The 24984-nt window shown below is 73.7% G+C and carries 22 protein-coding genes; 15 read left to right on the top strand and 7 right to left on the bottom strand.

Going from position 1 to position 24984, the window contains the following annotated elements; all coding sequences use genetic code 11:
- Nucleotides 1–56: 56 nt before the first annotated feature.
- From ACFVVX_RS07485 to ACFVVX_RS07475, 3 genes are read right to left on the bottom strand one after another with little or no spacing between them, the layout of a single operon-like run.
- A complete protein-coding gene (locus ACFVVX_RS07485; protein ID WP_387942425.1) occupies nucleotides 57–875 on the bottom strand; it encodes a heme ABC transporter ATP-binding protein in 819 nt (272 codons plus the stop codon).
- Nucleotides 872–1882, bottom strand: a complete 1011-nt coding sequence (locus ACFVVX_RS07480; protein ID WP_387942543.1) for a FecCD family ABC transporter permease — start codon at nucleotides 1880–1882, stop codon at nucleotides 872–874. The genes ACFVVX_RS07485 and ACFVVX_RS07480 overlap by 4 nt, the downstream gene beginning before the upstream one ends.
- Before the next feature lie 53 nt (nucleotides 1883–1935).
- A complete protein-coding gene (locus ACFVVX_RS07475; RefSeq protein ID WP_387942423.1) occupies nucleotides 1936–2952 on the bottom strand; it encodes a hemin ABC transporter substrate-binding protein in 1017 nt (338 codons plus the stop codon).
- A gap of 157 nt (nucleotides 2953–3109) precedes the next feature.
- On the opposite strand from ACFVVX_RS07475, the gene ACFVVX_RS07470 reads away from it, so the two are divergent.
- Nucleotides 3110–4630, top strand: a complete 1521-nt coding sequence (locus ACFVVX_RS07470; protein ID WP_387942421.1) for an HtaA domain-containing protein — start codon at nucleotides 3110–3112, stop codon at nucleotides 4628–4630.
- A gap of 41 nt (nucleotides 4631–4671) precedes the next feature.
- Nucleotides 4672–6390, top strand: coding sequence for an HtaA domain-containing protein (locus tag ACFVVX_RS07465; RefSeq protein ID WP_387942419.1), 1719 nt, complete (start codon nucleotides 4672–4674; stop codon nucleotides 6388–6390).
- Between the two features lie 72 nt (nucleotides 6391–6462).
- On the opposite strand, the gene ACFVVX_RS07460 is transcribed toward ACFVVX_RS07465, so the two are convergent.
- Together ACFVVX_RS07460 and ACFVVX_RS07455 are read right to left on the bottom strand one after the other, a co-directional pair.
- Nucleotides 6463–7134, bottom strand: coding sequence for a heme oxygenase (biliverdin-producing) (locus ACFVVX_RS07460; protein WP_387942417.1), 672 nt, complete (start codon nucleotides 7132–7134; stop codon nucleotides 6463–6465).
- A 199-nt stretch (nucleotides 7135–7333) separates the two neighbouring features.
- Entirely contained in the window at nucleotides 7334–7825 is a 492-nt protein-coding gene (locus ACFVVX_RS07455) for an inorganic diphosphatase (RefSeq protein ID WP_387942415.1), read from the bottom strand.
- 145 nt (nucleotides 7826–7970) lie between these two features.
- Here ACFVVX_RS07455 and dacB point away from each other — a divergent pair, with 145 nt between their 5' ends.
- From dacB to folE, 6 genes are all read left to right on the top strand, one after another.
- Nucleotides 7971–9404, top strand: a complete 1434-nt coding sequence (gene dacB, locus ACFVVX_RS07450; protein ID WP_387942413.1) for a D-alanyl-D-alanine carboxypeptidase/D-alanyl-D-alanine-endopeptidase — start codon at nucleotides 7971–7973, stop codon at nucleotides 9402–9404.
- Nucleotides 9405–9536: 132 nt separating this feature from the next.
- Nucleotides 9537–10715, top strand: a complete 1179-nt coding sequence (locus tag ACFVVX_RS07445; RefSeq protein WP_387942411.1) for a zinc-dependent metalloprotease — start codon at nucleotides 9537–9539, stop codon at nucleotides 10713–10715.
- A gap of 361 nt (nucleotides 10716–11076) precedes the next feature.
- Complete coding sequence (gene tilS / locus ACFVVX_RS07440) at nucleotides 11077–12204, top strand: tRNA lysidine(34) synthetase TilS (RefSeq protein WP_387942409.1); 1128 nt, start codon at nucleotides 11077–11079, stop codon at nucleotides 12202–12204.
- Between the two features lie 71 nt (nucleotides 12205–12275).
- Nucleotides 12276–12830 carry a hypoxanthine phosphoribosyltransferase gene (gene hpt / locus ACFVVX_RS07435; RefSeq protein WP_030059589.1) on the top strand — a complete coding sequence of 185 codons (555 nt, stop codon included), beginning with the start codon at nucleotides 12276–12278 and terminating at the stop codon, nucleotides 12828–12830.
- A 231-nt stretch (nucleotides 12831–13061) separates the two neighbouring features.
- A complete protein-coding gene (gene ftsH, locus ACFVVX_RS07430) occupies nucleotides 13062–15119 on the top strand; it encodes an ATP-dependent zinc metalloprotease FtsH (protein WP_387942407.1) in 2058 nt (685 codons plus the stop codon).
- 114 nt (nucleotides 15120–15233) lie between these two features.
- Nucleotides 15234–15839 carry a GTP cyclohydrolase I FolE gene (gene folE, locus ACFVVX_RS07425; protein ID WP_380647818.1) on the top strand — a complete coding sequence of 202 codons (606 nt, stop codon included), beginning with the start codon at nucleotides 15234–15236 and terminating at the stop codon, nucleotides 15837–15839.
- Between the two features lie 37 nt (nucleotides 15840–15876).
- On the opposite strand, the gene ACFVVX_RS07420 is transcribed toward folE, so the two are convergent.
- Complete coding sequence (locus ACFVVX_RS07420; protein WP_387942404.1) at nucleotides 15877–16665, bottom strand: ferritin-like domain-containing protein; 789 nt, start codon at nucleotides 16663–16665, stop codon at nucleotides 15877–15879.
- A 149-nt stretch (nucleotides 16666–16814) separates the two neighbouring features.
- On the bottom strand, nucleotides 16815–17972 hold the full coding sequence (locus tag ACFVVX_RS07415) for an alpha/beta hydrolase (protein WP_387942402.1): 1158 nt from the start codon (nucleotides 17970–17972) through the stop codon (nucleotides 16815–16817).
- Nucleotides 17973–18346: 374 nt separating this feature from the next.
- Here ACFVVX_RS07415 and ACFVVX_RS07410 point away from each other — a divergent pair, with 374 nt between their 5' ends.
- The 7 genes from ACFVVX_RS07410 (at nucleotide 18347) to ACFVVX_RS07380 (ending at nucleotide 24941) form a co-directional block, all read left to right on the top strand.
- On the top strand, nucleotides 18347–20185 hold the full coding sequence (locus ACFVVX_RS07410) for a phosphatidylglycerol lysyltransferase domain-containing protein (RefSeq protein ID WP_387942400.1): 1839 nt from the start codon (nucleotides 18347–18349) through the stop codon (nucleotides 20183–20185).
- A 107-nt stretch (nucleotides 20186–20292) separates the two neighbouring features.
- Nucleotides 20293–21198 (top strand): dihydropteroate synthase, encoded by a 906-nt coding sequence (gene folP, locus ACFVVX_RS07405; RefSeq protein WP_387942398.1) that lies wholly within the window; start codon nucleotides 20293–20295, stop codon nucleotides 21196–21198.
- A 31-nt stretch (nucleotides 21199–21229) separates the two neighbouring features.
- Nucleotides 21230–21712 carry a nuclear transport factor 2 family protein gene (locus tag ACFVVX_RS07400; RefSeq protein WP_387942396.1) on the top strand — a complete coding sequence of 161 codons (483 nt, stop codon included), beginning with the start codon at nucleotides 21230–21232 and terminating at the stop codon, nucleotides 21710–21712.
- Between the two features lie 243 nt (nucleotides 21713–21955).
- Nucleotides 21956–22315, top strand: coding sequence for a dihydroneopterin aldolase (folB, locus tag ACFVVX_RS07395; protein ID WP_387942541.1), 360 nt, complete (start codon nucleotides 21956–21958; stop codon nucleotides 22313–22315).
- A 55-nt stretch (nucleotides 22316–22370) separates the two neighbouring features.
- Complete coding sequence (gene folK, locus ACFVVX_RS07390; RefSeq protein WP_387942394.1) at nucleotides 22371–22970, top strand: 2-amino-4-hydroxy-6-hydroxymethyldihydropteridine diphosphokinase; 600 nt, start codon at nucleotides 22371–22373, stop codon at nucleotides 22968–22970.
- Nucleotides 22971–23166: 196 nt separating this feature from the next.
- Nucleotides 23167–23655: a DUF3180 domain-containing protein gene (locus ACFVVX_RS07385; protein ID WP_387942392.1), complete on the top strand. Its 489-nt coding sequence runs from the start codon at nucleotides 23167–23169 to the stop codon at nucleotides 23653–23655.
- A 206-nt stretch (nucleotides 23656–23861) separates the two neighbouring features.
- The gene (locus ACFVVX_RS07380; protein ID WP_387942390.1) at nucleotides 23862–24941 is read left to right on the top strand and encodes a hypothetical protein; all 1080 of its coding nucleotides are present in this window, start codon (nucleotides 23862–23864) and stop codon (nucleotides 24939–24941) included.
- The last annotated feature ends 43 nt before the right edge of the window (nucleotides 24942–24984 follow it).

The raw sequence follows: 24984 nt of genomic DNA, 5'->3' as shown, positions 1-24984 counted from the left end.
GGGCTCCACCGACCCGACGGGCTCCGCAGGCTCTGCGGGCTTCGAGCGGCCCGGGACTACGGGCGCTCCGGCAGCACCAGCGGGACGCCCGTGCGCGGGTGCGGCAGCACCTCGACGGGGTGGCCGTACACCTCGCTGAGCAGCGGCGCGCGCAGCACCTCCGCCACCGGTCCGTCCGCGACGGTGGCCCCGGCCCGCAGCAGCACCACCCGGTCGGCGTAGGCCGCCGCCAGCGAGAGGTCGTGCAGGACGACGACCACGGCGTCCCCGGCGGCGGCCCGCTCCCGGGCCACCCGCAGCACCAGCTCCTGGTGGCGCAGGTCGAGGGCCGCGGTCGGCTCGTCGAGCAGCAGGAGCGGGGTGCGCTGCGCCAGCACCCGGGCGAGTGCCACCCGGGCCCGTTCGCCGCCGGAGAGCGCGGTGAACGGGCGCTCGGCGAAGGCGGTGGAGTCGGTGGCGGCCATCACCTCGGCGATCACCGCCTCGTCCTCGGCGGCCGCCGCGGTGCCCGCCCAGGGGGCGCGGCCCATCCGGACCACCTCGCCGGCGGGGAAGGGGAAGGACAGCGCGGCGGACTGCGGCAGCAGCGCGCGGTGCCGGGCGAGTTCGACCGTGCGGTAGTCGGCCAGCGGGCGGCCGCGCAGCCGGACCTCGCCGCCGGTCGGCGGGAGGTCGCCGGCGATCACCGAGAGCAGGGTGGACTTGCCGGCGCCGTTCGGGCCGAGCAGGGCCAGCACCTCGCCCGCCGTCACCCGTACCGAGGCCCCGGCCAGCAGCTCGCGGCCGCCGACGGCCAGCCGGACGGCCTCGGCGGTGAGCAGCTCCGCTCCGAGGAGCGGCCGCTCGGGTACCGCCTTGCCGGTGCGCAGTCTCATGCCCAGCCTCCCTGCTTGGTCCGGGTGCGGCGCAGCAGCCAGAAGAAGAACGGGCTGCCGATCAGCGCGGTGAGCACACCGAGCGGCAGTTCCGCGGGCTCGGCGATGGTGCGGGCGGCGAGGTCGCCGACGACGAGCACCAGGGCGCCGCCGAGGGTGGAGGCGGGCAGCAGGAAGCGGTGGCCCGGTCCGGCCAGCATCCGCAGCAGGTGCGGGACGACCAGGCCGACGAAGCTGATGATGCCGCTGACCGCGACGGCGGCGGCGGTGAGCAGGGCGACCACGGTGACCAGGACCAGGCGCATCCGCTCGACGTCCACGCCGAGGTGGCGGGCGGGGCGCTCGCCGAGGGCCAGCAGGTCCAGCCGGCCCGAGTACAGCGGGGCGACGGCGAGTCCGGCCACGGCGAACGGGAGGACGGCGAGCACCTTGCCCCAGGTGGCCTGGGAGAGCGAGCCGAGCTGCCAGAACGTCACCTGGCTGATCGCGGCGGAGTCGGCGGTGAACAGGAAGAGGCCGATCAGCGCACCGCAGAAGGCGTTGACCGCGACCCCGGTGAGGATCAGCGTCACGACCTCGGTGCGGCCGTTCGCCCGGGACATCGCGTACACCGCGAAGACCGTCAGCAGACCGCCGGCGAAGGCGGACACGGTGATCGTCCAGCTGCCCAGGGAGTCCAGGCCGAGCACGATGCAGGCCACCGCGCCGACCGCGCCGCCGGAGGAGACGCCGATCACGGCGGGCTCGGCGAGCGGGTTGCCGAAGACTCCCTGCATCAGGGCGCCCGCGCAGCCGAGCGAGCCGCCGACCAGCAGGGCGAGCACCACCCGGGGGAGGCGGACGTTCCAGAGCACCGACTCGGGGACGCGGTCCAGGGCGTGCCCGCCGAGGCCGAGCCGGTGGGCGAAGGAGGCCAGGATGTCGCCGAGCGGGATGCGGTAGGCGCCGATCCCGGCCGCGAGCAGGGCGCAGAGCACCAGGGCGGCGGCGAGGGCGGCGACGATCACGGTGGTGCGGCGGGGGGCCGCGACCGAGGCGGTCCGCTTCTGCGCCGTGGCGCTCACTTGGCGGCCGCCGGGTAGAGCTGTGCGGCGATCTCGCCGAGCACCTGCGGGGTGCGCGGGCCGTAGCTGAGCAGCTGGCCGTCCTCGATCGAGACGATCCTGCGGTCCAGCCCGGCGGGGGTCTGGGCGACGCCGGGGAGCTTCAGCAGGCCGTCCACGCCGCCGACCGACTCCAGGCCCTTGCTCATCACCAGGATGGCGTCGGGGGCGGCCTTGACCAGCGCCTCACTGGTGAGCGGGGTGAAGTCGCCGGTGAGTCCGGCCGTCCTGCCGGCGTCCTCGCCGCCGACGGCCTCGATCAGCGAGGTGGCGCCGGAGTCCGGCCCGCCGAGCAGGAACACCGAGGCGCTGCCGCGCAGGTAGAGGAAGGCGACCTTGGGGTGGCCGCCCCCGGTCGGCAGCGCGGCCTTGGCGGCGCCGAGCCGCTGCTCGGTGCGCTCCTTCAACTGCCGCCCGGCGTCCGGGACTCCGAGGGCGGCGGAGACGGTGTCGATCCGGCCGTCGATGTCGGCGAGCCGCTTGGCGTCGTCGAGGACGATCAGCGGGATGCCGGCCGCGCGGATCTGCGCGACGGCCTCGGCCGGTCCGGTGGAGCGGTCGGCGAGGACGACGGTGGGGTGCAGCGAGAGGACGCCCTCGGCGGAGACGTCGTGGGCCTGGGTGATCACCGGCAGCGCGGCTGCCTGCTGGAAGGTGGTGGAGACGTCCCGGGCGACCACCTTGGAGCCGAGTCCGAGGCTGAACACGATCTCGGCGAGGCTGCCGTTGAGGGGGATGATCCGCTCGGCGCTGGCGACGGTGACCTGAGGGCCGTCGGCCGACGCCGTGGTGGCGGGCAGCTGCGGGGCGGGTGCGACGGGCAGCGGCTCGACCGCGTCCGGGGCGCGCGAGGCGCCGGCCGCGGGCTTGCCGGCGTCCGGGCCGCAGCCGACGAGGGCGAGCAGCAGGCCGAGGGCGAGCAGCAGGAGGGCGGGCCCGCGGGCCGCCCGGTGTCGGATCGTGCTGCTCAACATGCGTCCCTTCCTTGGGATTTGCCGTCGTCGGCCGCCGTGCAACCGGGGTGACCGTCGGGGCCTCTTGACTCATATATTAGGTTAGCCTTACCTGAGCTTCGCAAGGGGGTCGGCCTTCGCCGACCCCTTCCCCCGTCATGCCGAGGAGTGATCCGCCGTGCCGCTGCCCAGTCGGCTCCGCCGTCTGGCCGCCCGCCTGGTGGCCGCCATCGCCGCCCTCCTGGTGGTGGCGGCACTGCCCGGCCAGGCCGCGGCCGCGGAGGGGAGGGTCTCCGGCGGACGGCTGGACTGGGGGATCAGGCAGTCCTTCCTGACGTATGTCACCGGTCCGATCGCCAAGGGGAGTTGGGGGCTGACCGGGGGTGCGGCCACGGTGGGCGGGAGCACCTTCCGGTTCCACTCGGCGCAGGGCTCCTACGATCCGGCGACCGGCGCGCTGAGCGCCTCGTTCTCCGGCGGCGTGCGGTTCACCGGCCACCGGGAGAACGGCGTCGACGCGCTCGACCTGAGCATCGGGCGGCTGACCTTCCGGGCCGTCCAGGGCGGTGCGGCCGGGCTCTACGCCGACGTCAGCAGCAAGTCCAAGGAGACCGGCCAGGTCAGCAGCGTCAGCCAGGCCAGGCTCGCCGACCTCGCGCTGTCCGGTCTCGATCTGCGCGGCGCGGCCGGGACGTTGACGCTCAGCAGCGTGCCCGCGACCCTGACGGACGCGGGGGCCAGGGCCTTCGGCAACTTCTACACCGCCGGGACGGCGCTGGATCCGCTCACGCTCTCGGTCAACCTGCCCGCGTCCGCCCCGTCCGCCACCCCGAGCGCCGCGCCGACCAGCGCTGCCCCGGCCAGTGCCGCCCCGACGACTGCCGCGCCGACGACCGCTGCGCCGGCCGACGCCCCGGTCCCTCCCGCCCCGACCGCGGCCCCGCAGGAGCCGGCCCGCACCGAGTTCACGGCCGGTGTGCTCGACTGGGGCGTCCGGCGCACCTTCCGGGACTACGTCACCGGCTCGATCGCCAAGGGCCGCTGGGAGCTCGGCGGCGGCTCGGCGGACGGCGGCGCGTTCTTCCGCTGGGCCCCGGCCAGGGGCGGCTACGACCCCGCCACCGGCGCCCTCACCGCGGCCTTCGGCGGCAGCGTCCGCTTCACCGGCCTGCAGGACGGCGGGGCGTACGGCCTCGACCTGACCCTCGGCAACCCCGGCGTACGGGTCGCGGACGGCCGGGGCCACCTCACCGCGGACGTCTCCGGCCGTACGCCGGACGGCAGTTCGCAGCAGCTCGACGCCGTGGAGCTGGGTGAATTCGACGCCTCCGGGCTCAAGCCGGAGGGCGGCCTGCTGAAGGCCTCCGAGCTCCCGCTGAAGCTCACCGAGGCGGGCGCCCGGGCGCTGGGCCGCCTCTACCCGGCGGGCACCGAGATGGATCCGCTGAGCTTCGCCGTCGCCCTCGACCCGGCCGCCGCGCTGCCCCCGCTGCCGGACATCGGCAGCGCCCCCGCCACCGCGCCGGCCCCGTCCGCCAGCACCTCGCCCGCCGCGGCACCCGCCGCCGCGGCCTCCACCTCGGGCGGCGTCCCGCCGGTGGCGCTGGTCGGCGGCCTGCTCGTCGCCGCGCTGGCCGCGACCGGCGGCGTGCTCGCCTGGCGCCGGCGCGACAAGTCCGCCACCCCCGAAGCGTCCTGACGCTCCGCCACCTTTCCCCGTCGATCGATCGGAGTACCACCATGTCCCGCAGCACCGCCCCGCGCACGGGCCGCCGCAACCGGACCAGGCTGGCCGCCCTCGCGGCGGCCACCGCCGGCCTCGGCCTGACCGCCTTCGGCGCCCCCGCGCCGGCCTTCGGTGCGGGCGGTCCGAGCAGCGTCACGTACGACACCGGCGCGCTGGACTGGGGCGTGAAGGCCAGCTTCCGCAGCTACGTGACCGGCCCGATCGGCCAGGGCTCGGTCGAGCTGACCGGCGGCGCCACAAGCAACGCCGACGGCAGCTTCCACTTCGGCCTGGCCGGCGCCTCGTACGACCTGGCCACCCACGTGCTCAGCTCGTCCTTCACCGGCGGCGTGCACTTCTCCGCGCACCACGGCGCGCTGGACATCGCGCTGACCGACCTGCGGATCACCACGGCGGGCACGACCGGCACGATCACCGCCGACACCGCCTCCAAGGAGTCGATGAGCTCCCCGGACGTCACCCGCCGGGACGACGTGCCGCTGGCGACCTTCACCGTCGGGCGGGACACCACCAACGGCACGTCGACCGCGACCACGCTCACCGAGCAGGGCGCCAAGGTGTTCGCCGGCTTCTACCCGGCCGGTTCGGCGATGGACCCGCTGGCGCTGCTGCTGGCGCAGAGCCCGACCACCCCGTCGCCGACCGCCACGCCGTCGGCCACCCGGTCCCCGAGCGCGACCGCCTCGCCGAGCGCCACCGGCAGCCCGTCCGCCACCACCTCGCCGAGCGGCTCGACCTCGCCGTCCGCGACCACCTCGCCGACCGCCACCGGTTCGCCGACGGCGACCACCGGCCCCTCCGGCACCCGGTCCCCGTCCGCGAGCTCCACCGCCCCGGCGACCGGGAGCCCGACCGCGACGGCCACCCCCTCCACCACCGGCAGCCCGTCCACCACCGCCGCGCCGAGCTCCAACGGTGAACTCGCCATCGTCGACGGCGCCCTGGACTGGTCGGTCAAGGAGAGCTTCCGCAAGTACCTGACGGGTCCGCTGGCCAACGGCAAGGTGGAGTTCGGCGGCGGCGCGGCCGACTGGCGTTTCGGCGGTGCCACCGGCACCTACAACACCACCACCCACGTGGTGTCGGCCGGCTTCAAGGGCTCGGTCCGCTTCCTCGGCCACGCCGACAGGGCCGGCGCCTACGAGCTGGACACCACCCTCTCCGGGTTCGGCGTGCGGATCGACGGGGACGGCGCCTACCTGACCGCCGACGTCAAGGGCAAGGGCCGCAACGGCGCGCCCGACACCGCGCTCAGCGCCGCGCGGATCGCCAGGTTGGACCTGTCCAAGGCGAACGTCGCCCCGGTCAACGGCGTGGTGACGCTCTCCGCCGTGCCGGCCGCGCTGACCGCCGAAGGCGTGCCCGCCTTCGCCAACTACCCGGCGGGCGAGGCCCTCGACCCGGTCACCATCGCCCTGGTCTTCGACAGGAACGCCAAGCTGCCGCCCACCGTCCCGGCCGGCACCACGGCGGGCGGCGGCGCCAACGCGGGCACCGGCACCGGCACCGGCACGGGCTCCGGCTCGGGTGCGGGCGCCGGCACGGTCGGCGGTGCCTCGCTGAGCACCACCGGCGGCGCCTCGCTGGCCTCCACCGGCTCGGACACCCCCGTGGTGCCGCTGCTGGCCACCGCCGTCGGCCTGCTGCTGCTCGGCGGCAGCGCCACCGTCCTGGTCCGCCGTCGCGGCGCCCGGGCCGAGGCCCGGGCCTGACGGTCCCGCACACGCACGCGGCCCCGGCGAGCACCTGCTCGCCGGGGCCGACCCGCTGTCGGGGGGAAACGTTTATGCACTCAGCGGGTAGCGCGCGTCCAGGTCGCGGAAGATGGCGCCGTTGAGCACGAAGGCCCGCTTGCACTCCTCGACCACCCGGCGGCGCTCGATGTCGTCCAGCGCCAGCCCGGCGGCGTCCAGCCTGGCCCGATAGTCGCGCTTGAAGGCGGCCGGGTTGTCGACCTCCTCGAAGACGTAGAACCGCACGCCGTCGCCCTTGCGCTCGAAGCCCCAGGTCCTCTCGGCTATGCCGCGGATGATCTGACCGCCCGAGAGGTCCCCGAGGTAGCGGGTGTAGTGGTGCGCGACGTACCCGGCCGGCCACTCGGCGGCCAGCTCCTCCACCCGGGCGACGTACGCGGCGGTGGCGGGCAGCGGGGTGAGCCCCGTACGCCAGTCCGGACCGCGCAGGTGGGCCAGGTCCCGCTCGATGGCGGCGGTGCGCAGCAGCGCCCGGTCGATGAACGGCCCGGCCAGCGGGTGCTCCGCCAGCTCCTCGGCCCGGCCCTCCAGGGCGCGGTAGACGTACCAGAGCTGGCCGGTGAGGTCCGCGTAGGCATCGACCCCGAGCCGTCCGCCGAGCAGGTGGCTCATGAACGAGGACTGCTCCGCCGCCTCGTGCTCCTCGCTGCTCGCGGTGCGGAGCACGGTGGAGAACGGGACGGGCTGCTCGGGCGTGGACATGCGGCCTCCAGAGATCGGGATCATCCCTGATTGTTATGGTTAGCCTAACCTAAGTCAACGTGATGCCGACATGGTGTCGGTAAAACCGGGCCCGGGTACGGCGAAGGCCGGGGACCGCGGACGATTCCGCGACACCCCGGCCTCCGACTGCCTCGACCTACCTCGAACTGCCCTGGGCGAACGAGATCGGTACCACGGCTCAGTGGCCGCCCGACTCCGCCAGGCGCTTGATCGACGCGGTGACCTCGGCCTCGGCCTCGGCGCGGCCGACCCAGTTGGCACCCTCGACGGACTTGCCCGGCTCCAGGTCCTTGTAGACCTCGAAGAAGTGCTGGATCTCCAGACGGTCGAACTCCGACACGTGGTGGATGTCCTGCAGGTGCTCCCAGCGCGGGTCCGTCGCCGGGACGCAGAGCAGCTTGTCGTCGCCGCCGGCCTCGTCCGTCATCTTGAACATGCCGATGACGCGGCACTTGATCAGGCAGCCGGGGAAGGTCGGCTCCTCGAGGATGACCAGCGCGTCCAGCGGGTCGCCGTCGTCCGCGAGGGTGCCCTCGACGTAGCCGTAGTCGGCCGGGTAGCGGGTCGAGGTGAAGAGCATCCGGTCCAGACGAAGGCGACCGGTCTCATGGTCGACCTCGTACTTGTTGCGGGAGCCCTTCGGGATCTCGATCAGGACGTCGAACTCCAACGGTTCCTCCAAGGTAGGTACTGACAGAATCCAAGTGTCTCCTACGGGAGTGAGTGCTCAGGAAAGGGGCCTGTCGGTGGGAGCTGGGGTCGGGGTGGGGCGACGTCGCAGGGGGACGGCCCCGGGGCTGTTCGGAGCGGCGCTGTTGGTCGCCGGTACGGTGCTGACCTCGGGCGGTGCGTACGCGCAGCCTTCCCCGCCGCCGGGCGGGACCGGCACCGGTACGACGGCCCCCGGCGGCTCGGCCGCGCCGTCGGCCGCCCAGTCCGCCGCCCAGTCCGGGGCCGCCCGCCCGGCGCCCGCCGCCGGGGCCGTCCTGGCCTCCGCCGACGCCGGACCGGCGGCCGTGGTGCCGACCGCGCAGGGCCTGCAGCAGGCGCTCGCCGCCGCGCTCGCCGACAAGAACCTCGGCACCGTGACCTTCGCCGTCGCGGACCCCGCCGGCGGTCAACTGCTGTACGGCTCAGGGGAGAACACCCCCGCCACCCCCGCCTCCACCACCAAGCTCGCCACCGCGATCGCGGCGCTCTCGCTGATCCCCGGCGACACCCGGCTGAGCACCCGGGTCGTCAAGGGCGCGAACCCCGGCGAGATCACCCTCGTGGGTGGCGGCGACCCGACCCTCACCGCGCTGCCCGCCGACCAGGTGCAGATCGGCGGCGCGCCCGCCGACGCCGACACCGCCCCGGCCTCGCTGGACGCCCTGGCACGGCAGACCGTCGCGGCCCTCAGGGCGTCCGGCACCGCCACCGTCAAGCTGGACTACGACCTCGCCCTCTACGCGGGCAACCCGCAGCACAAGAACCACGACGCGGCGAACATCGCCCTGGTCGTTCCGCTGATGGTCGACGAGGGCCGGGTCGACCCGAAGAGCCGGGAGGACGCGCCGGCCCGGGTCGCCGACCCGGCCGGGCGGGCCGCCGAGGCCTTCGCCGCCCTGCTGAAGGCGCAGGGCATCACGGTCGAGGGCGCGCCCAAGCCGTCGGCGGCCCCCTCGGCCGCCACCGCCCCCGTCCTCGGCCGGGTGGACTCGCCGACCGTCACCCGGCTGATCGAGCGCACGCTGACCACCTCCGACAACACGCTCGCCGAGGCGATCGCCCGTCAGGCGGCGCTGGCCGCACACCAGCCGGCCAGCTTCGAGGGCGCCGCCACCGCCGTCACCCAGGAACTCGCCCGGCTCGGCGTCCCGATGACCGGCGTGGTGCTCAACGACGGCAGCGGCCTGCACCCCGGCAACGCGATCCCGCCGGCCGTTCTGGTCCGGCTGCTCGCACTGGCCGCCTCGGAGCAGTACCCGCAGCTGCGCCCGGTCCTGACGGGCCTGCCGATCGCCGGCTTCACCGGCACCCTCGGCAAGCGCTTCGGCTCCGGCTCGGGCGCGGGCGACGCGGCCGGCCTGGTGCGGGCCAAGACCGGCAGCCTGAGCGGGGTCAACACGCTGGCCGGGCTGGTGGTGGACGCCGAGGGGCGACAGCTCTCCTTCGCGGTGATGACCAGGACCGCCGCGCCCGTCGACACCGCCCGCGCCGCCATGGACCGCATCGTCGCCAGGCTCGCCGCCTGCGGCTGCCACTGACCGGGGGCTCCGCCTGTACGCCGCAGGCGGGTTCGCCCGCGGGCCCGGGCACCCCGCCGCCGAACGGCGCGCTCCGCGAGACGTCGGCACCTGTGGCTCCCCCCGATGGGCGGGAGCACGTACGGTGAGGGCATGACGAGCGCGAGCGGCGGTGCTGACATGGTCGACTGGAATCTCGCGGTCGCAACCGCGACCAGGCTGGTGCGGCCCGGGCCGGAGGTGAGCCGCGCCGAGGCGGCCGCCGTGGTGGCCGAGCTGCGCCGCCACGCCCTGGAGGCCGAGGAGCACGTCCGGGAGTTCACCGGGATGCGCTCCAGCAGCCTCACCGAGGCGGCCGCCACCCCGGTCCTGATCGTGGACCGCCCCGGCTGGGTGCGCGCCAACGTGGCGGGCTTCCGCACCATCGTCCAGCCGCTGGTGGAGAAGCTCCAGGCGCGCCGGACGGGCGGCGCCGCGGCCGGTGTCCTCGGCACGGTGGGGGAGAAGGCCACCGGCATCGAGGTGGGCGCGCTGCTGGCCTTCCTGTCCACCAAGGTGCTCGGCCAGTACGAGACCTTCGCCCCGGCGGAGCCCTCGCTGGAGGCGCCGGACAGCCCGGCCGCGCTGTTCGACAAGCCCCGGCTCGGCCCGGACGGCCCCGGCCCCGGCCGCCTGCTGCTGGTGGCGCCGAACATCGTGCACGTCGAGCGGGAGCTGGACGTCGACCCGGCCGACTTCCGGCTCTGGGTCTGCCTGCACGAGGAGACCCACCGCACCCAGTTCACCGCGGTGCCGTGGCTGCGCGACCACATCCAGTCCGAGGTGCAGTCCTTCCTGTCCGAGACGGACGTGGACCCGGGCGCCCTGCTGGACCGGCTGCGGGACGCGGCCGGCGCGCTCGGCGGAGGCCTGCCCGGCCTCGGCGGCCGCGGCGACGGCGCGGCCCCCGGCACGCTGCTGGAGGTCGTCCAGTCGCCCGCGCAGCGCGAGATCCTGGGCCGCCTGACGGCGGTGATGTCGCTGCTGGAGGGCCACGCGGACGTGGTCATGGACGGGGTCGGCCCGGCCGTGGTGCCGAGCGTGGCGGAGATCCGGGAGAAGTTCCAGCAGCGCCGCGACCGCGGTGCCAACCGGCTGGACCTGGTGCTGCGCCGGCTGCTCGGCATGGACGCCAAGCTGCGCCAGTACCAGGACGGCGCGGTCTTCGTCCGCGGCGTGGTGGACCGGGTGGGCATGGAGGGCTTCAACCGGGTCTGGACGTCGCCGAACACCCTGCCGACCAAGGACGAGATCCACGACCCGGCCGCCTGGGTCGCCCGGGTGGGCCGCTGACACCCGCCCGTTCCGCCCCCGGGCAGCTCCTCCGCCGCGCCCCGGTCGCGCCCCCGCCCGCCCGCTGCCTCCGGCGCCGGCGGGCGTCGGCGGCCCGGGGCGCGGGCCTTCGGTCCGAAGGGCGGTCGGCAGCGGTCAAACCCGTTCGTACGAGTGGTCCAATCGTGCAGATGGCGGGTGAAGATACGTTTCTTCATTCACCCGTACGTGGGACGGTGGTCGTACCGGTGGCGCGGGTGGCGTAGCGGGTGCCTCCTTTCTGCCACCATCTGTGAGCGCCCGGTAACACGGTGCTCACGATGTGTGCCGCTCCGCCGCGCCCCCGCCGTCCTGTTCCCCCTCCGCCGAGGAGTCGTCCGCCGTGGGCCCACACCCCGCCGTCGCAGCGATACGCCTGGCCGTACGCCGCACGCTCACCGACCTCGCCAGCGAGGCCGGCACCACCTTCACCGCGCCCGTGCGCGAGCCCCGTGACCGCCCGACCGGGGCGCCGCTGGCGGTCGCCGCCGTCGGGACCACCCTGATCGGCAACGCCCACCGCCACCCCTCGGGGCTGCCCCGCACCCCGGCCGCACCCGGCTCCCCGCTGGTCCTGGTCGCCGTCAGCGGCGGTGCGGACTCCATGGCGCTGGCCATCGCGACCGCCTTCGAGGCGCCCAAGCTGGGCCTGCGGGTCGGCGCCGTCACCGTCGACCACGGCCTCCAGAGCGGCTCCGCCGACCGCGCCGCCCAGGTGGCCGAACGGCTGCGCTCGCTCGGGCTGGACCCGGTGGAGGCGGTCCCCGTCCGGGTGGGCCGGGAGGGCGGCCCCGAGGCCGCCGCCCGGGACGCCCGCTACGCCGCGCTGGACGCCGCCGCCGAGCGCCACGGCGCGGTCGCCGTCCTGCTCGGCCACACCCGCGACGACCAGGCCGAGACGGTGCTGCTGGGCCTGGCCCGGGGCTCCGGCTCCCGCTCGCTGGCCGGCATGCCCGCCCAGAAGGGCCGCTACCGGCGCCCGCTGCTGGAGCTGGACCGCGCCGCCACCCGGCAGGCCTGCTCCGCCCAGGCGATCCCGGTCTGGGACGACCCGCACAACTGCGACCCCGCCTACACCCGCTCCCGGGTCCGCCACGAGGTGCTGCCGGTGCTGGAGAAGCACCTGGGCGGCGGCGTGGTCGAGGCGCTGGCCCGCACCGCCCGGCTGTTCCGCGACGACGCCGACGCGCTGGACCAGTGGGCCGTGCTGGCCGAGCGCGACCTCCGGACGGGCGAAGGCACCCTGGACGCCGTGAAACTGGCCGAACTGCCTCCGGCGGTCCGCCGCCGGGTGCTGCGCAGAGCCGCGCTGCGGGCGGGCTGTCCGGCCGGGGACCTCTTCGCGCGGCACCTCGAAACGATCGATCTGCTGGTCACCGGGTGGCGCGGTCAGGGGCCGCTGCACCTACCCGGGGGCGTCGAAGCCACCCGCAGGTGTGGCACGCTGGTCTTTCGGCGGCAGGGCGACTGACGGGCAGGCATGCCCCGGGGGCGCCGGGCCGTCGGCCACACAGACCCCGAACGTTTGAGGACGTATCCCCGGTGGACCAGAACGACATGGGCGCTGACCTCGCGAAGGTGCTCATCAGCAAGGACGAGATCGACGCCAAGCTCCTGGAGCTGGCCGAGCGCATCGACCGGGACTACGCAGGCAAGGACCTGCTGATCGTCGGCGTCCTCAAGGGGGCCGTGATGGTCATGGCGGACCTCGCCCGCGCCCTGCACTCGCAGGTGACCATGGACTGGATGGCGGTCTCGTCGTACGGCATGGGCACCAAGTCCTCCGGCGTGGTGCGGATCCTCAAGGACCTCGACACCGACATCGCCGGCCGGGACGTCCTGATCGTCGAGGACATCATCGACTCCGGTCTGACGCTGTCCTGGCTGCTGGGCAACCTGGGCTCGCGCGGCCCGGCCTCGCTGGAGGTCTGCACCCTGCTGCGCAAGCCCGACGCGGCCAAGGTCGAGATCGACGTCAAGTACGTCGGTTTCGACATCCCCAACGAGTTCGTGGTCGGCTATGGCCTGGACTACGCGGAGAAGCTCCGCAACCTCCCCTTCATCGGCACCCTCGCGCCGCACGTCTACGGCGGCTGAGGGCGCCCGGGACCCGTTCGGGTTACGGGCGGGAACAGTACGCCGTTCCCGCCCGTTGGAGGGGGACAAAGTAATACGTCGTGTCGCTGTGCTCCCGCCACGGGCGGGTCGGACTGCGGTACGGTCCAATAAAACCGCTCTTCACATGAGCACAGACCGGATGCGCCGGCGGCCACGGCCCCGCGGCGCCGTTGAGTGGCAGGAGGGACGGGGCGGCAACGCCCCGCATGGATGGACGTCAAGCGATACTTCCGTGCGCCGATCATGTGGATCGTGCTGGCCGTCCTCGCCGTCATCGTGCTGATGCAGGTCGTTTCCGACTCCAACGGCTACAAGACGGTGGACACCGGGCAGGTCGTCGCAGCGATCGATGCCAAGCAGGTCAAGTCGGCGCAGATCACCACCGGTGACTCGAACACGATCAAGATCCAGCTGAAGGACGGCGCCACGCTGTCCAACGCCGGTACGGGCAAGACCCCGTCCGGCAGCAAGTTCCAGGCCTCGTACATCGGCGACCAGGGTGTTGCGATCGCCGACAAGCTCCAGGCCCAGATCAACGACAACGACCAGAGCACGCTCTCCGAGGGCTACACCATCAGCCCGGAGAAGCAGAGCACCTTCGTCAGCCTGCTGCTGTCGATGCTCCCCATCGTGATCATCGTCCTGGTCTTCCTGTTCCTGATGAACCAGATGCAGGGCGGCGGCTCGCGCGTCATGCAGTTCGGCAAGTCCAAGGCCAAGCTGCTCACCAAGGACACCCCGAAGACCACCTTCTCGGACGTCGCAGGCGCGGACGAGGCGGTCGAGGAACTCCACGAGATCAAGGAGTTCCTGCAGGAGCCGGCCAAGTTCCAGGCGGTCGGCGCCAAGATCCCGAAGGGCGTGCTGCTGTACGGCCCGCCCGGGACGGGCAAGACCCTGCTGGCACGCGCCGTCGCGGGCGAGGCCGGGGTGCCGTTCTACTCGATCTCCGGCTCGGACTTCGTGGAGATGTTCGTCGGTGTCGGCGCCAGCCGGGTCCGCGACCTCTTCGAGCAGGCCAAGGCGAACGCCCCGGCGATCGTCTTCGTCGACGAGATCGACGCCGTCGGCCGGCACCGCGGTGCGGGTCTCGGCGGCGGCCACGACGAGCGCGAGCAGACCCTCAACCAGCTGCTGGTCGAGATGGACGGCTTCGACGTCAAGGGCGGCGTGATCCTGATCGCGGCGACCAACCGCCCCGACATCCTGGACCCGGCGCTGCTGCGCCCGGGCCGCTTCGACCGCCAGATCGCGGTCGAGCGCCCCGACCTCCAGGGCCGTCTGGACATCCTCAAGGTGCACCAGAAGGGCAAGCCGGTCGCGCCGGACGTCGACCTCTCGGCCGTCGCCAAGCGCACCCCCGGCTTCACCGGTGCGGACCTGGCGAACGTCCTCAACGAGGCCGCTCTGCTGACCGCCCGCTCGGACAAGAAGCTGGTCGACAACCTCACGCTGGACGAGGCGATCGACCGCGTCGTGGCCGGACCGCAGAAGCGGACCCGGATCATGTCCGAGAAGGAGAAGAAGATCACCGCGTACCACGAGGGCGGCCACGCCCTGGTGGCGGCGGCGTGCCCCAACAGCGACCCGGTGCACAAGATCACGATCCTGTCCCGCGGTCGGGCCCTCGGCTACACCATGGTGCTGCCGGACGAGGACAAGTACTCCACCACCCGCAACGAGATGCTCGACCAGCTGGCCTACATGCTGGGCGGGCGCGCGGCGGAGGAGCTCGTCTTCCACGACCCGACCACCGGTGCGTCGAACGACATCGAGAAGGCCACCGCCACCGCGCGGGCCATGGTCACCCAGTACGGCATGACCGAGCGCCTCGGCGCGATCAAGTTCGGCTCGGACAACTCGGAGCCGTTCCTCGGTCGTGAGATGGGTCACCAGCGCGACTACTCGGAAGAGGTCGCCGGGCTGGTCGACGAAGAGGTCAAGAAGCTCATCGAGAACGCGCACAACGAGGCCTGGGAGATCCTGGTCGAGAACCGCGACGTGCTCGACAACCTGGTCCTGGAGCTCCTGGAGAAGGAGACCCTCAACAAGGAGCAGATCGCCGAGATCTTCGCGACCATCGTCAAGCGCCCGGCCCGGCCGGCCTGGACGGGCTCGTCCCGTCGGACGCCGTCCACCCGGCCGCCGGTGCAGTCCCCGAAGGAGCTGGCGCTGACCAACGGCGCCGCCGCCATCGCCGCCGAGGCCGCCCCGGTCGACGTGGTGAAGCTCCCGCCGCTGCCGGCCGAGCCGCCCGTCGAGGGCTGACCGGCCCGCAGGGCACCGTACGGAATGGATGCCGCGTCACCAGGGTTTGTACCCTGGAGGCGCGGCATCCGTGCTGTTCAGCCCAAGTTCGTTTCACTAGTTAGCGAGGCTCGCATGATCGACCCGGTGACGCTCGACGGTCCGTCCACCGTCGGGACCTTCGACCAGAAGCGGGCCGAGAACGCCATCCGCGAGCTGCTGCTCGCCGTGGGGGAGGACCCGGACCGCGAGGGCCTGCTGGAGACCCCGGCCCGGGTCGCCCGGGCCTACAAGGAGATATTCGCCGGTCTCTGGCAGGAGCCGGAGGATGTCCTGACCACCACCTTCGACCTCGGCCACGACGAGATGGTGCTGGTCAAGGACATCGAGCTGACCTCCGTCTGCGAGCACCACCTGGTGCCGTTCCGGGGTGTGGCCCACGTCGGGTACATCCCGTCCACCAGCGGCAAGATCACCGGCCTGTCCAAGCTGGCCCGGCTGGTCGACGTCTACGCCCGCCGCCCGCAGGTGCAGGAGCGGCTCACCAGCCAGGTCGCCGACGCGCTGATGCGGATCCTCGAACCGCGCGGCGCGATCGTCGTGGTCGAGTGCGAGCACATGTGCATGTCGATGCGCGGCATCCGTAAGCCCGGTGCCAAGACCATCACCTCCTGCGTGCGCGGCCAGCTGCGCGACCCGGCCACCCGGGCCGAGGCGATGAGCCTCATCATCGGGCGGTAGCCGGGTAGCCGGCGGCAGGAGCCGCCGGCGGTACCGGTCAGACCGCGTCGTACGCGGCGTGCGGCGGGGCCGGGGTGCCCAGGGCGTTGCGGCGCTCGGGCATCCGCAGCCGCACCATCCGCCGCCAGCCGTACGCGAGGTCGTAGAGGTACAGCGCGTGCACCCCGGCGGTGACCACCGCCCGCTGCCAGCGCGGCCACCCGAGGATGCGCGCCAGCCGGGCGGTCACCGCGAGCCCGACGTCCCGGTGGGTGCGGATCTCGCCGCGCGCGCTGTGCTCCAGGGCGTGCCGGATGAACGGGCCGTGGCCCTCGGCGGAGAGCCGCAGCAGCTCCTCGTGGCAGTAGGCGAGGTGGTTGTCCTCGTCGGCCGAGATCATCCGCATCGCCCGGCCGAGGTCCGGGTTGTCCGCGTAGACCTTGACCAGCTGGCGCATCTGCTCGGCCGCGCGCTGCTCGGTGACCCGGCTGTGCACGAGGTAGGTGATGATCTCGCGCTCGGCCAGCGGCGCCTCGCCGTTCAGCCGCTCGTGCGAGAGGCCGACGCCCCGGCGCTCCAGCAGCATGCAGTAGTCGGCCTCGGCGGGGACGTCCACCTTGGGCAGACCTCGCTTGTTCAGCAGCTGGGTGAAGATCCGGCCGTGCTTGCGCTCGTCGGCGCCGTGCCGGGCGATCTTGGGGGCGAGCACCGGGTCGCGGGTGAGCGCGGTGATCCGCTCGTTCTCCCAGCCGCCCTGGTCCTCGCCGCCCGCGGCGATGCTGCAGAACAGCTGGTACGCCTCGTCGTTCTGGTAGATCTCGTTGAAGAGTGATCGGGTGCTGAGCATGGGGCCTCCTGCCCGGATCCGGGGCGGCGCCGGCCGTTCGGCGGCGCGGTCGCGATACGTTCCCCCGCGGCGGGGCGCGCCGCGCCCGACCGGCCGGTAATCACCCGGCTGCGGGCCCGGACGGCGGCCGGACGAGTGCCACGGACCCCCTACGTCCAGGCGAGGCGGGCGCTCATCCACTCCAGGGCGGCGGGCAGCTCGCGGCTCCAGCTGTCGAAGTTGTGGCCGCCGTCGTCCAGGTAGAGCGACTCGACGGTGAACTGCGGATTGCCGGTCGCGACCTGCTGGGCCAGGTCGACGAACTTCACCGTCTCCGGGTAGTCGGTCTCCTTGCGGGTGGAGACCACCAGCAGCGAGAGCTCCGGCGCGGGCAGGTTGTGCAGCCGCCAGGAGAGGTCGCTGTGGTTCGTCAGCGTCTGGTCGCCGCCGAACAGGTTGCCGCCGGTGCCGGCGTCCTCGGCGACCTTGAAGTCGGCGTGCATCCCGGTCGCGCTGCGGTAGACATCGGGGTAGCGCATGGCCAGCCGCAGGGCGCAGCTGCCGCCGGTGGAGTAGCCGAGCACGCCCCAGGAGGCGGCGGAGCGGCTGACCCGGTAGGCGGAGCGCAGCGCCTCGGGGACGTCCTTGGCGAACCAGGTCTCGGTGCGCGGGCCGCCGGGCACGTCCACGCACTCGGTGTTGCGCGGCGGGGCGACGGTCGGGCGGGCCATCACGATGATGGTGGGCGCCATCCTGCCGGTGCGCTGGAGCTCCCAGGCGGTCTGCGGGACGGGCAGCTCCTTCAGCAGGTGCAGGGTGGTGCCGGGGAAGCCGGAGAGGGTGAGCAGCACGGGGAAGCGCACCTTGGCGTACTTCGGGTTGAAGTACTCGGGCGGCAGGTAGACGAACAGCTGGTCGGAGAGTCCGCTCTCGGGGCCGGTGATCTTCACCGCCTCCACCCGGCCGACCTCCTCGGGTGCCCCTTTGGGCAGGTCCGTGATGGTCTCCAGGCCGCCCTCGTTGGTCGGCTGGAGCAGTTCGTCGGCGGGGGTCGCGCCCTTCTGGTTCTCGTTGCTGGTCAGGGCGAGCTTGGTGCCGCCGGGGTTGAGCAGGTCGTCCCAGGAGGTGTAGAAGCCGAAGGAGTTGTTGACGGACAGCGCCAGCACGGCGAGGGCGGTCACCTGAATGACCGTCAGCAGGGCGACCCGTCCGAGGACCGGCAGCGGGCGCTGCCGGCCGAGTCTGGGCCAGATCCAGAGCGTGGTGACGAGGGTCGCCGCACCGAGTGCGAGCAGCGAGTTCACCAGTGCGTCGCTGGTCAGTTCCATGCCGTCGGCCTTCCGGTGGGACGCTGTCGGTGCAGGCTTCATCGTCTGGCGGTGCGTCAGCCCGGGCCAGCGCGACTAGGCTGTCCGGACGCCGGGGCGGGCCAGGAGGCCGGTGGCAGTGGTACGCAACCGGCGCCCTAGAATGCGGCGTCCACCGTACGTACCGCGTGCGCGACGTCCCGCCGCGCCACGCGGCGCGGGGCCCCGGCTCCCACCCCACGGCTCAATCGCAGCGCGCGATCGGCACCGGTTACCGTCCGTTTCCGGTTCCTTGGTGTGCGCATTGCCTGATGAAGGAAAAGGCATGAAGGTCCATCACAACTCCTCCTCCGGAGTGACAGGACAGCGCTCCGAAGCCTCTACGCTGAACCCCCATGAGCGTTCCCGTGTCCGTTGAGCCGAGCCCCGAGCAGCCGCCCCGCCGTCGCGGTCTGCAGGCACTTCGTACCCAAGCGGCCGCCGTCCCGAGGGCCTGGCTCCCCGGTGCGGTCGGTTATGCCTGCCTGCTGATCGGGCTGGTGGACATCGCGAGCGCGGTGTTCCCCAAGCTCCGGCACACCAAGATGCACACCTTCGCCGGGCAGCTGCCCGGCGGGACCACCACCCTGGCCGCGGCCGGCACCCTGATGGTCGGCCTGCTGCTGGTGCTGCTCGCCCACGCGCTGCGCCGCCGCAAGGTGCGCGCCTGGCGGGCGGTCTGCGTGCTGCTGCCGGTCGGCGCCGCGCTGCACATCCTGCGCTGGCACCAGATCGGCCCGGCCGTGGTCTCGCTGGTGCTGTTCGCGGTGATGCTGGTGCACCGCCGCGAGTTCTACGCCAAGGCCGACCCGCGCACCCGCTGGCGGGCGGCGGTCAACCTGGTGGTGACCGGCACCGTCAGCGTGCTGCTCGGCCTGCTGGTGGTCAGCACCAGGACCGGGTACGAGATCGGCCACCCGGGCCTGCTGAAGCGCCTGGAGCATGTCGGGTACGGGTTGTTCGGCTTCGAAGGACCGGTCCACTACACCTCGGACCGGATGGGCGACCTGGTCGGCTACCTGCTCGGCGCGATGGGCCTGATCACCGCCTTCACCACCGCCTACCTGGCGCTGCGCCCGGAGAAGCCCAAGCCGGAGCTGACCGCCGAGGACGAGGAGAAGGTCCGCGCGCTGCTCGCCCGGCACGGCGAGCGGGACTCGCTGGGCTACTTCGCGCTGCGCCGCGACAAGAGCGTGCTGTTCTCGCCGACCGGCAAGGCGGCGATCTCCTACCGGGTGGTCTCCGGCGTGATGCTCGCCTCCGGTGACCCGGTCGGCGACGTGGAGGCCTGGCCGGGCGCGATCAAGGTGTTCATGGCCGAGGCCCGCGAGCACGCCTGGGTGCCGGCCGTGATGGGCTGCAGCGAGGTCGGCGGCGAGGTCTGGACCCGCGAGGCGGGCCTGGACGCGCTGGAGCTGGGCGACGAGGCGATCGTCGACGCCACCACCTTCTCGCTCGCCGGGCGGGCCATGCGCAACGTCCGCCAGATGGTGAAGCGGATCGAGCGCAACGGCTACTCCTGCCAGGTGCGCCGGGTCTCCGAGCTCACCCCGGACGAGAAGTACCGGGTCGCCGAGGCGGCCGCCCGCTGGCGCGGCACCGACACCGAGCGCGGCTTCTCGATGGCGCTGGGCCGCTTCGGCGACCCGGGCGACGACGAGTGCGTGGTGGTCACCGCCCACAAGGCCCCGGAGGAGGGCGAGAGCGGCGACGACCTGAAGGCCGTGCTGCACTTCGTGCCGTGGGGGCCGGACGGCATCTCGCTGGAGCTGATGCGCCGCGACCGGGCCGCCGACCCGGGCCTGAACGAGCTGCTGATCGTCGCGGCCCTGCAGGCGGTGCCCGCGCTGGGCGTCCGCCGGGTGTCGCTCAACTTCGCGATGTTCCGCTCGGCGCTGGCGCGCGGTGAGCGGATCGGCGCCGGTCCGGTGCTGCGCGCCTGGCGCGGGCTGCTGGTGTTCTCCTCGCGCTGGTTCCAGATCGAGTCGCTGTACAAGTTCAACGCGAAGTTCCAGCCCGAGTGGGAGCCGCGCTTCCTGGTCTTCCCGAACAACCGGGACCTGCCCAGGATCGGCTTCGCCGCGATGCAGGCCGAGGCCTTCATCACCCTCGGCATGCCGCGCTTCGGCCGCAAGCGCCAGCGGGAGGGCCTGATGCCCGCCCCGGCCCGCCCGGAGGTCACCGAGGCGGCCTGAGCCGCCGCCGTCCCGCGGGCCCCCGTCGAGCTTCCTCGGCGGGGGCCCCGGCCGTCCCGGGCCGGCTGCCCCGGCGGTGCGGGGGTGAGTCGTCAGATAATGGGCGCATGAGCACTCCGCTGTCGTTCACCCTGCCGGCCGGGCTGCCGCGGCTCGACCGCTGCGCCGTGATGGGCGTGGTCAACGTGACCCCCGACTCCTTCTCGGACGGCGGGCTGTGGCACGACCCCGCGCGCGCGATCGCCCACGGCCTGGCGCTGCGGGCCCGGGGCGCGGACCTGGTCGACGTCGGCGGCGAGTCGACCCGGCCCGGCTCGGAGCGGGTGCCCGAGGAGGAGGAGCTGCGCCGGGTGGTCCCGGTGGTGCGCGAGCTGGCGGAGGCCGGGGTGGTGGTCTCCGTCGACACCATGCGTGCCTCGGTCGCCGAGCAGGCCGTCGCGGCCGGCGCCCGGATCGTCAACGACGTCTCCGGCGGCCTCGCCGACCCGGCGATGGCCCGGGTGGTGGCCGAGACCGGGGTGCCCTTCGTGGTGATGCACTGGCGCGGCCAGTCCGCCGACATGGACCGCCTGGCGGTCTACCGGGACGTGGTCTCCGACGTGCTCGGCGAGCTGACCGCCCGGGTGGAGGCGCTGGAGGCGGCCGGCGTCAAGGAGGAGCAGCTGATCCTGGACCCGGGCCTGGGCTTCGCCAAGACCGCCGAGCACAACTGGGCCCTGCTCGGCCGGCTCGACGCGCTCACCGCGCTCGGCCGTCCCGTCCTCGTGGCCGCATCGCGCAAGCGGTTCCTGGGTACGCTGCTCGCCGACCCGGAAACCGGGGAACTGCGCCCGGCCAGGGAGCGCGACGACGCGACCGCCGCGGTGTCGGTGCTGTCGGCCCGGGCCGGAGCCTGGGCGGTGCGGGTGCACGACGTGTCCGGAACGGCGGACGCCGTCCGGGTGGTAGCCGCCTGGCAGCGCGCGGCCGGGCCGGACGTCTCCGGCCCGTCGGCGGGCACGGAGGGCGGCTGAGAGGGGAGGTCCTGTGGCAGGTGACGGCAGGTTGAGCGGAGAGACCGCGGGTCAGCGGGCGCGGGAGGCGGACCGGGAGGCCGTCCTGGCGGCCAACCAGGCGTTCTACGAGGCGATGGAGAACGGCGATCTGGAGGCGGTCGAGGAGGCCTGGCTGGGCGCCGCCGACGCCGACGACAAGGGCGGCGTGGTGTGCGTGCACCCCGGCTGGCCGATGCTGCGCGGACGGGCCCAGGTGACCCGCTCGTACATGCTGATCATGATGAACACGGAGTACATCCAGTTCTTCCTGACCGATGTCGAGGCCGAGGTGCACGGTGATGTGGCCCTTGTCACGTGCACCGAGAACATCCTCTCCGGCGGTGAGGCGGAGGAGGAGGGCGAACTCGGCCCGCTGGTCGGGGGAAAGGTCGTTTCGACGAATCTCTTCCGGCGTACCCCGGCCGGGTGGAAGCTCTGGTCGCACCACGGTTCACCCGTCCTGACCAGCGGTGACGACGAGGACGAGGACTAGACCCGGCACAGGTCGGCCGATTGCGCCCGGATTTGGCCCGGGAATTCCCGAGCGGTCACCGAACGTTCACGTCAATCGCCATTCCGGCGGGCGTGGCGACGGTTCGTGCCGGGTAGGACGGTCAGGCGTTGTCCGTGCTCGCGGGTAGATTCGAAACGGAGTGACGGGCGCGACGCCCGCCTTCGCCCTGCCTGTGACCGTTGCCGTGCAGGGTCCGTCCGACTGGGAGCAGTGATTCGTTTGCTGGACCGCGTCACCCTGCGGGGCCTGCGTGCCCGGGGTCACCACGGCGTCTTCGAGCGTGAGCGCGTCGAGGGCCAGACCTTCGTGGTGGACCTCGTGCTGTACCTGGACACCCGCCCCGCCGCGTCCGGAGACGACCTCACCCGCACGGCGCACTACGGCGTCGTGGCCGAGGAGGTCACCGCGATCATCGCCGGTGAGCCCGTCGACCTGATCGAGACCCTCGCCCAGCGCATCGCCGACCAGTGCCTCAAGCACGACGCGGTGGAGGAGGTCGAGGTCACCGTGCACAAGCCGGACGCCCCGATCACCGTGCCGTTCGACGACGTGACCGTGACCATCCACCGGGGCCGCGGATGACCGCCGCGCGCACCGTGCCAGCCGCAGAGCCCATTCCAGTTGCAGGGGAAGTCCGATGAGCACCAGCGACCCGACCGCCTCGCCGACCACGTTCGACCTGGAGCGCCGGGTGGACTCGGTCGACACCACGCTGCACGGCCAGCGCTGCGCCGTGATCGCCCTCGGCAGCAACCTGGGCAACCGCCTGGAGACGCTGCAGGGCGCGGTGGACGCGCTCGCCGACACTCCCGGGCTGAGGATCAAGGCCGTCTCCGCCGTGTACGAGACGGAGGCCGTCGGGGGCCCCGACGAGCAGCCCAACTACTACAACGCGGTGGTCGTGCTGCGCACCAGCCTGCCGCCGCGCGACCTGCTCGAGCGCGGCAACGCGATCGAGGACGCCTTCGGCCGGGTCCGCACCGTCCACTGGGGTCCGCGCACCCTGGACGTCGACATCCTGGCCTACGAGGGCGTCACCAGTGACGACCCGCAGCTGCTGCTGCCGCACCCGCGCTCGCACGAGCGGGCCTTCGTCCTCGCCCCCTGGCTGGACGCCCAGCCGGAGGCGGAGGTGCCCGGCCGCGGCCAGGTCGCCGAGCTGCTGCAGGCGCTCGGCGGGGAGGTCGCCCAGGGCGTCCGCCGCCGCGAGGACATCCGGCTGACGCTGCCGGAGTAGCCGACCGGTGCCGGCCGGTCCGCTCCCGGGGCCGGCCGGGCGGCCGGGGAACTCGGGCGGCGGCCCGGCCGTACGAGTAGGTGTCCGCCGCACGCGCGGGTGCCCGTCAGGCGCGGCCCGGTACGGTGGCCTGACGTCGCCGCACCCCGGTTCGGGGCGGCGCCCGTCTCCGGTACCCGGGAAGGACCCTGTCCGAGTGAAGCTGCTTCGCCTCCGTCTGCTGGTCGGCATCACCGCCGCTACGACGGCGCTGTCCTGGGCCGGCGCCAAGCTGTGGGCCTCCCTGGACACGCTGCCCGCGGTCCCGGCGGCGGCGCCGGTGGTGCTGGCCGCGGTGGCGGTGATCCTGCTGGCCACCGCGATCTCGCTGCGGTCGCGGCTGAAGGCGGCGCGGGAGCGGCAGCCCGGGGCCAAGGGGGTCGACCCGATCGGCGCGGCCCGGGCGGTGGTGCTGGGCCAGGCGAGCGCGCTGGTCTCGGCGGTGGTCACCGGCGTCTACGCGGGCGCCGGCATCTACCTGCTCGGCGAGCTGGACGTGCCCGCGCGCCAGGACCAGGCCATCACGGCGGGCTTCGCGGTGCTGGCCGGCGCGGCGGTGATCGCGGCGGCGCTGTGGCTGCAGCACGTCTGCAAGCTGCCGGAGGATCACGACGACCCGACGGGCCCCGCGGCCACCCACCGCTGAGCAGGCACTTTTCTGTGATCTTGGGTGAAGGCCCGGGCACGTGCGGTAAAGCTCGCGGAGTGTCAAGGGTTAAAGGGCACCCTGGGCTGACACGGCCCCAATTCGCACGCTAGTTTCTTGGCATGTCTCGCGGACGCCATCGTCATTCCTCCGTCCTCGGCCGGGTCTTTCCCCCCACCGCCGCCGGCGTGCTCATCGTCGCCGCGGTGGCTGCGCTGCTTTTCAGTCAGGACACCGTCCTGGTCCGCTCGGTGGGCGTCGCGGCGGTGCTCGCCACGCTCGGGATCGGGGTGCTGCTGCGGCAGCGCGACCGCGCCGCCCGGGCCGCCGTCGAGCTGTCCGCCGCCCAGCGGCTGCGGGCCGAGGAGCGCTTCGAGGAGCAGCTCGCCGAGGCCGAGTACGCCGCTGAGGTCGCCGAGGAGCGGGCCACCCGGTTCGGTCGGCGGCTGACCGCGGAGAAGTCCCGGCTGGCGAAGGCCGAGACCGAGATCGCCCGGTTGCTGCGCGAGCGCGCCGTGGCGGTCGCCGAGCAGGCCCTCAAGGAGGCCGAGGCGGCCCAGAAGGCCCTGGCCGCGAGCCGGCCCAAGTACCCCGCGAGCCCGGCGGCCTTCGTCCGTGCCGCGGCCGTGCTGCGGCACCTGGAGCGGCGCGCGGCGCAGCAGGAGGCGCAGCGCGAGCGCGCGGCCGGTACGCAGGTCGCCCTGCGGGCGGCGCGGCCTTCGCCCGAGGCGGCCCCCGTGGCCGCCGCGCCGGCCGCCCAGGTGCCCGCCGCCGCGGTGCCGGCTCCGGTGGCGCCCACGGTGCCGACGCCGGCGCCCGCCGCCGGGGTGGCCGAGCGGCCCGCGGTCGGGGCGACGCCGGTGCGGCCGGTGCTGACGGCGACGGTCGGACAGCTGGGCGGGACACCCGCCGCGCAGGCCGCGCCCGCGCCCGTGGCGGCGGAACGGCAGCGGCCGCGTCCGCAGGCCGGGCAGGCCCGGGGGCAGGGCTTCAGCTTCTTCGGCCGTGCCTCGGGTGCGGCCGTCCGGGCGGCGGCTCCGGCGCCGGGCGTCGGGAGCATCGCCGAGCTGGGCGAGCGCACGGACCTGGCGGACGTGGTGGGCGACGAGGCGGTCGCCGCGGCCAAGGCGCAGCCCGTGGCGGCGGCACCGGTCGAGCAGCCCGTGGTGGACCTGGCCGAGGTCGAGCAGGCCGAGGAGGAGCAGGCCGTGCCGGAGGTGGTCGACCTGACGCCGCACGACGAGACCGAGCTGCTCCAGCTCCCGGAGCTGCGCGCCTCGCGCTGAACCGCAGCCCCGCTCCGACGCGGCGCAGGACACCGGCCCGGCC

It is taken from the genome of Kitasatospora sp. NPDC058170 (assembly GCF_042883905.1).
Taxonomy (GTDB): domain Bacteria; phylum Actinomycetota; class Actinomycetes; order Streptomycetales; family Streptomycetaceae; genus Kitasatospora.
This window is presented reverse-complemented; position numbering and strand designations above follow the sequence as displayed.

What these genes read in the sequence shown, in the direction of transcription:
- ACFVVX_RS07485 (WP_387942425.1), bottom strand. Translation starts at nt 875, where the DNA reads ATGAGACTGCGCACCGGCAAGGCGGTACCCGAGCGGCCGCTCCTCGGA.
- ACFVVX_RS07475 (WP_387942423.1), bottom strand. Translation starts at nt 2,952, where the DNA reads ATGTTGAGCAGCACGATCCGACACCGGGCGGCCCGCGGGCCCGCCCTC.
- ACFVVX_RS07465 (WP_387942419.1), top strand. Translation starts at nt 4,672, where the DNA reads ATGTCCCGCAGCACCGCCCCGCGCACGGGCCGCCGCAACCGGACCAGG.
- ACFVVX_RS07460 (WP_387942417.1), bottom strand. Translation starts at nt 7,134, where the DNA reads ATGTCCACGCCCGAGCAGCCCGTCCCGTTCTCCACCGTGCTCCGCACC.
- ACFVVX_RS07445 (WP_387942411.1), top strand. Translation starts at nt 9,537, where the DNA reads ATGACGAGCGCGAGCGGCGGTGCTGACATGGTCGACTGGAATCTCGCG.
- ftsH (WP_387942407.1), top strand. Translation starts at nt 13,062, where the DNA reads ATGGACGTCAAGCGATACTTCCGTGCGCCGATCATGTGGATCGTGCTG.
- folE (WP_380647818.1), top strand. Translation starts at nt 15,234, where the DNA reads ATGATCGACCCGGTGACGCTCGACGGTCCGTCCACCGTCGGGACCTTC.
- ACFVVX_RS07420 (WP_387942404.1), bottom strand. Translation starts at nt 16,665, where the DNA reads ATGCTCAGCACCCGATCACTCTTCAACGAGATCTACCAGAACGACGAG.
- ACFVVX_RS07415 (WP_387942402.1), bottom strand. Translation starts at nt 17,972, where the DNA reads ATGGAACTGACCAGCGACGCACTGGTGAACTCGCTGCTCGCACTCGGT.
- ACFVVX_RS07410 (WP_387942400.1), top strand. Translation starts at nt 18,347, where the DNA reads ATGAGCGTTCCCGTGTCCGTTGAGCCGAGCCCCGAGCAGCCGCCCCGC.
- folP (WP_387942398.1), top strand. Translation starts at nt 20,293, where the DNA reads ATGAGCACTCCGCTGTCGTTCACCCTGCCGGCCGGGCTGCCGCGGCTC.
- folK (WP_387942394.1), top strand. Translation starts at nt 22,371, where the DNA reads ATGAGCACCAGCGACCCGACCGCCTCGCCGACCACGTTCGACCTGGAG.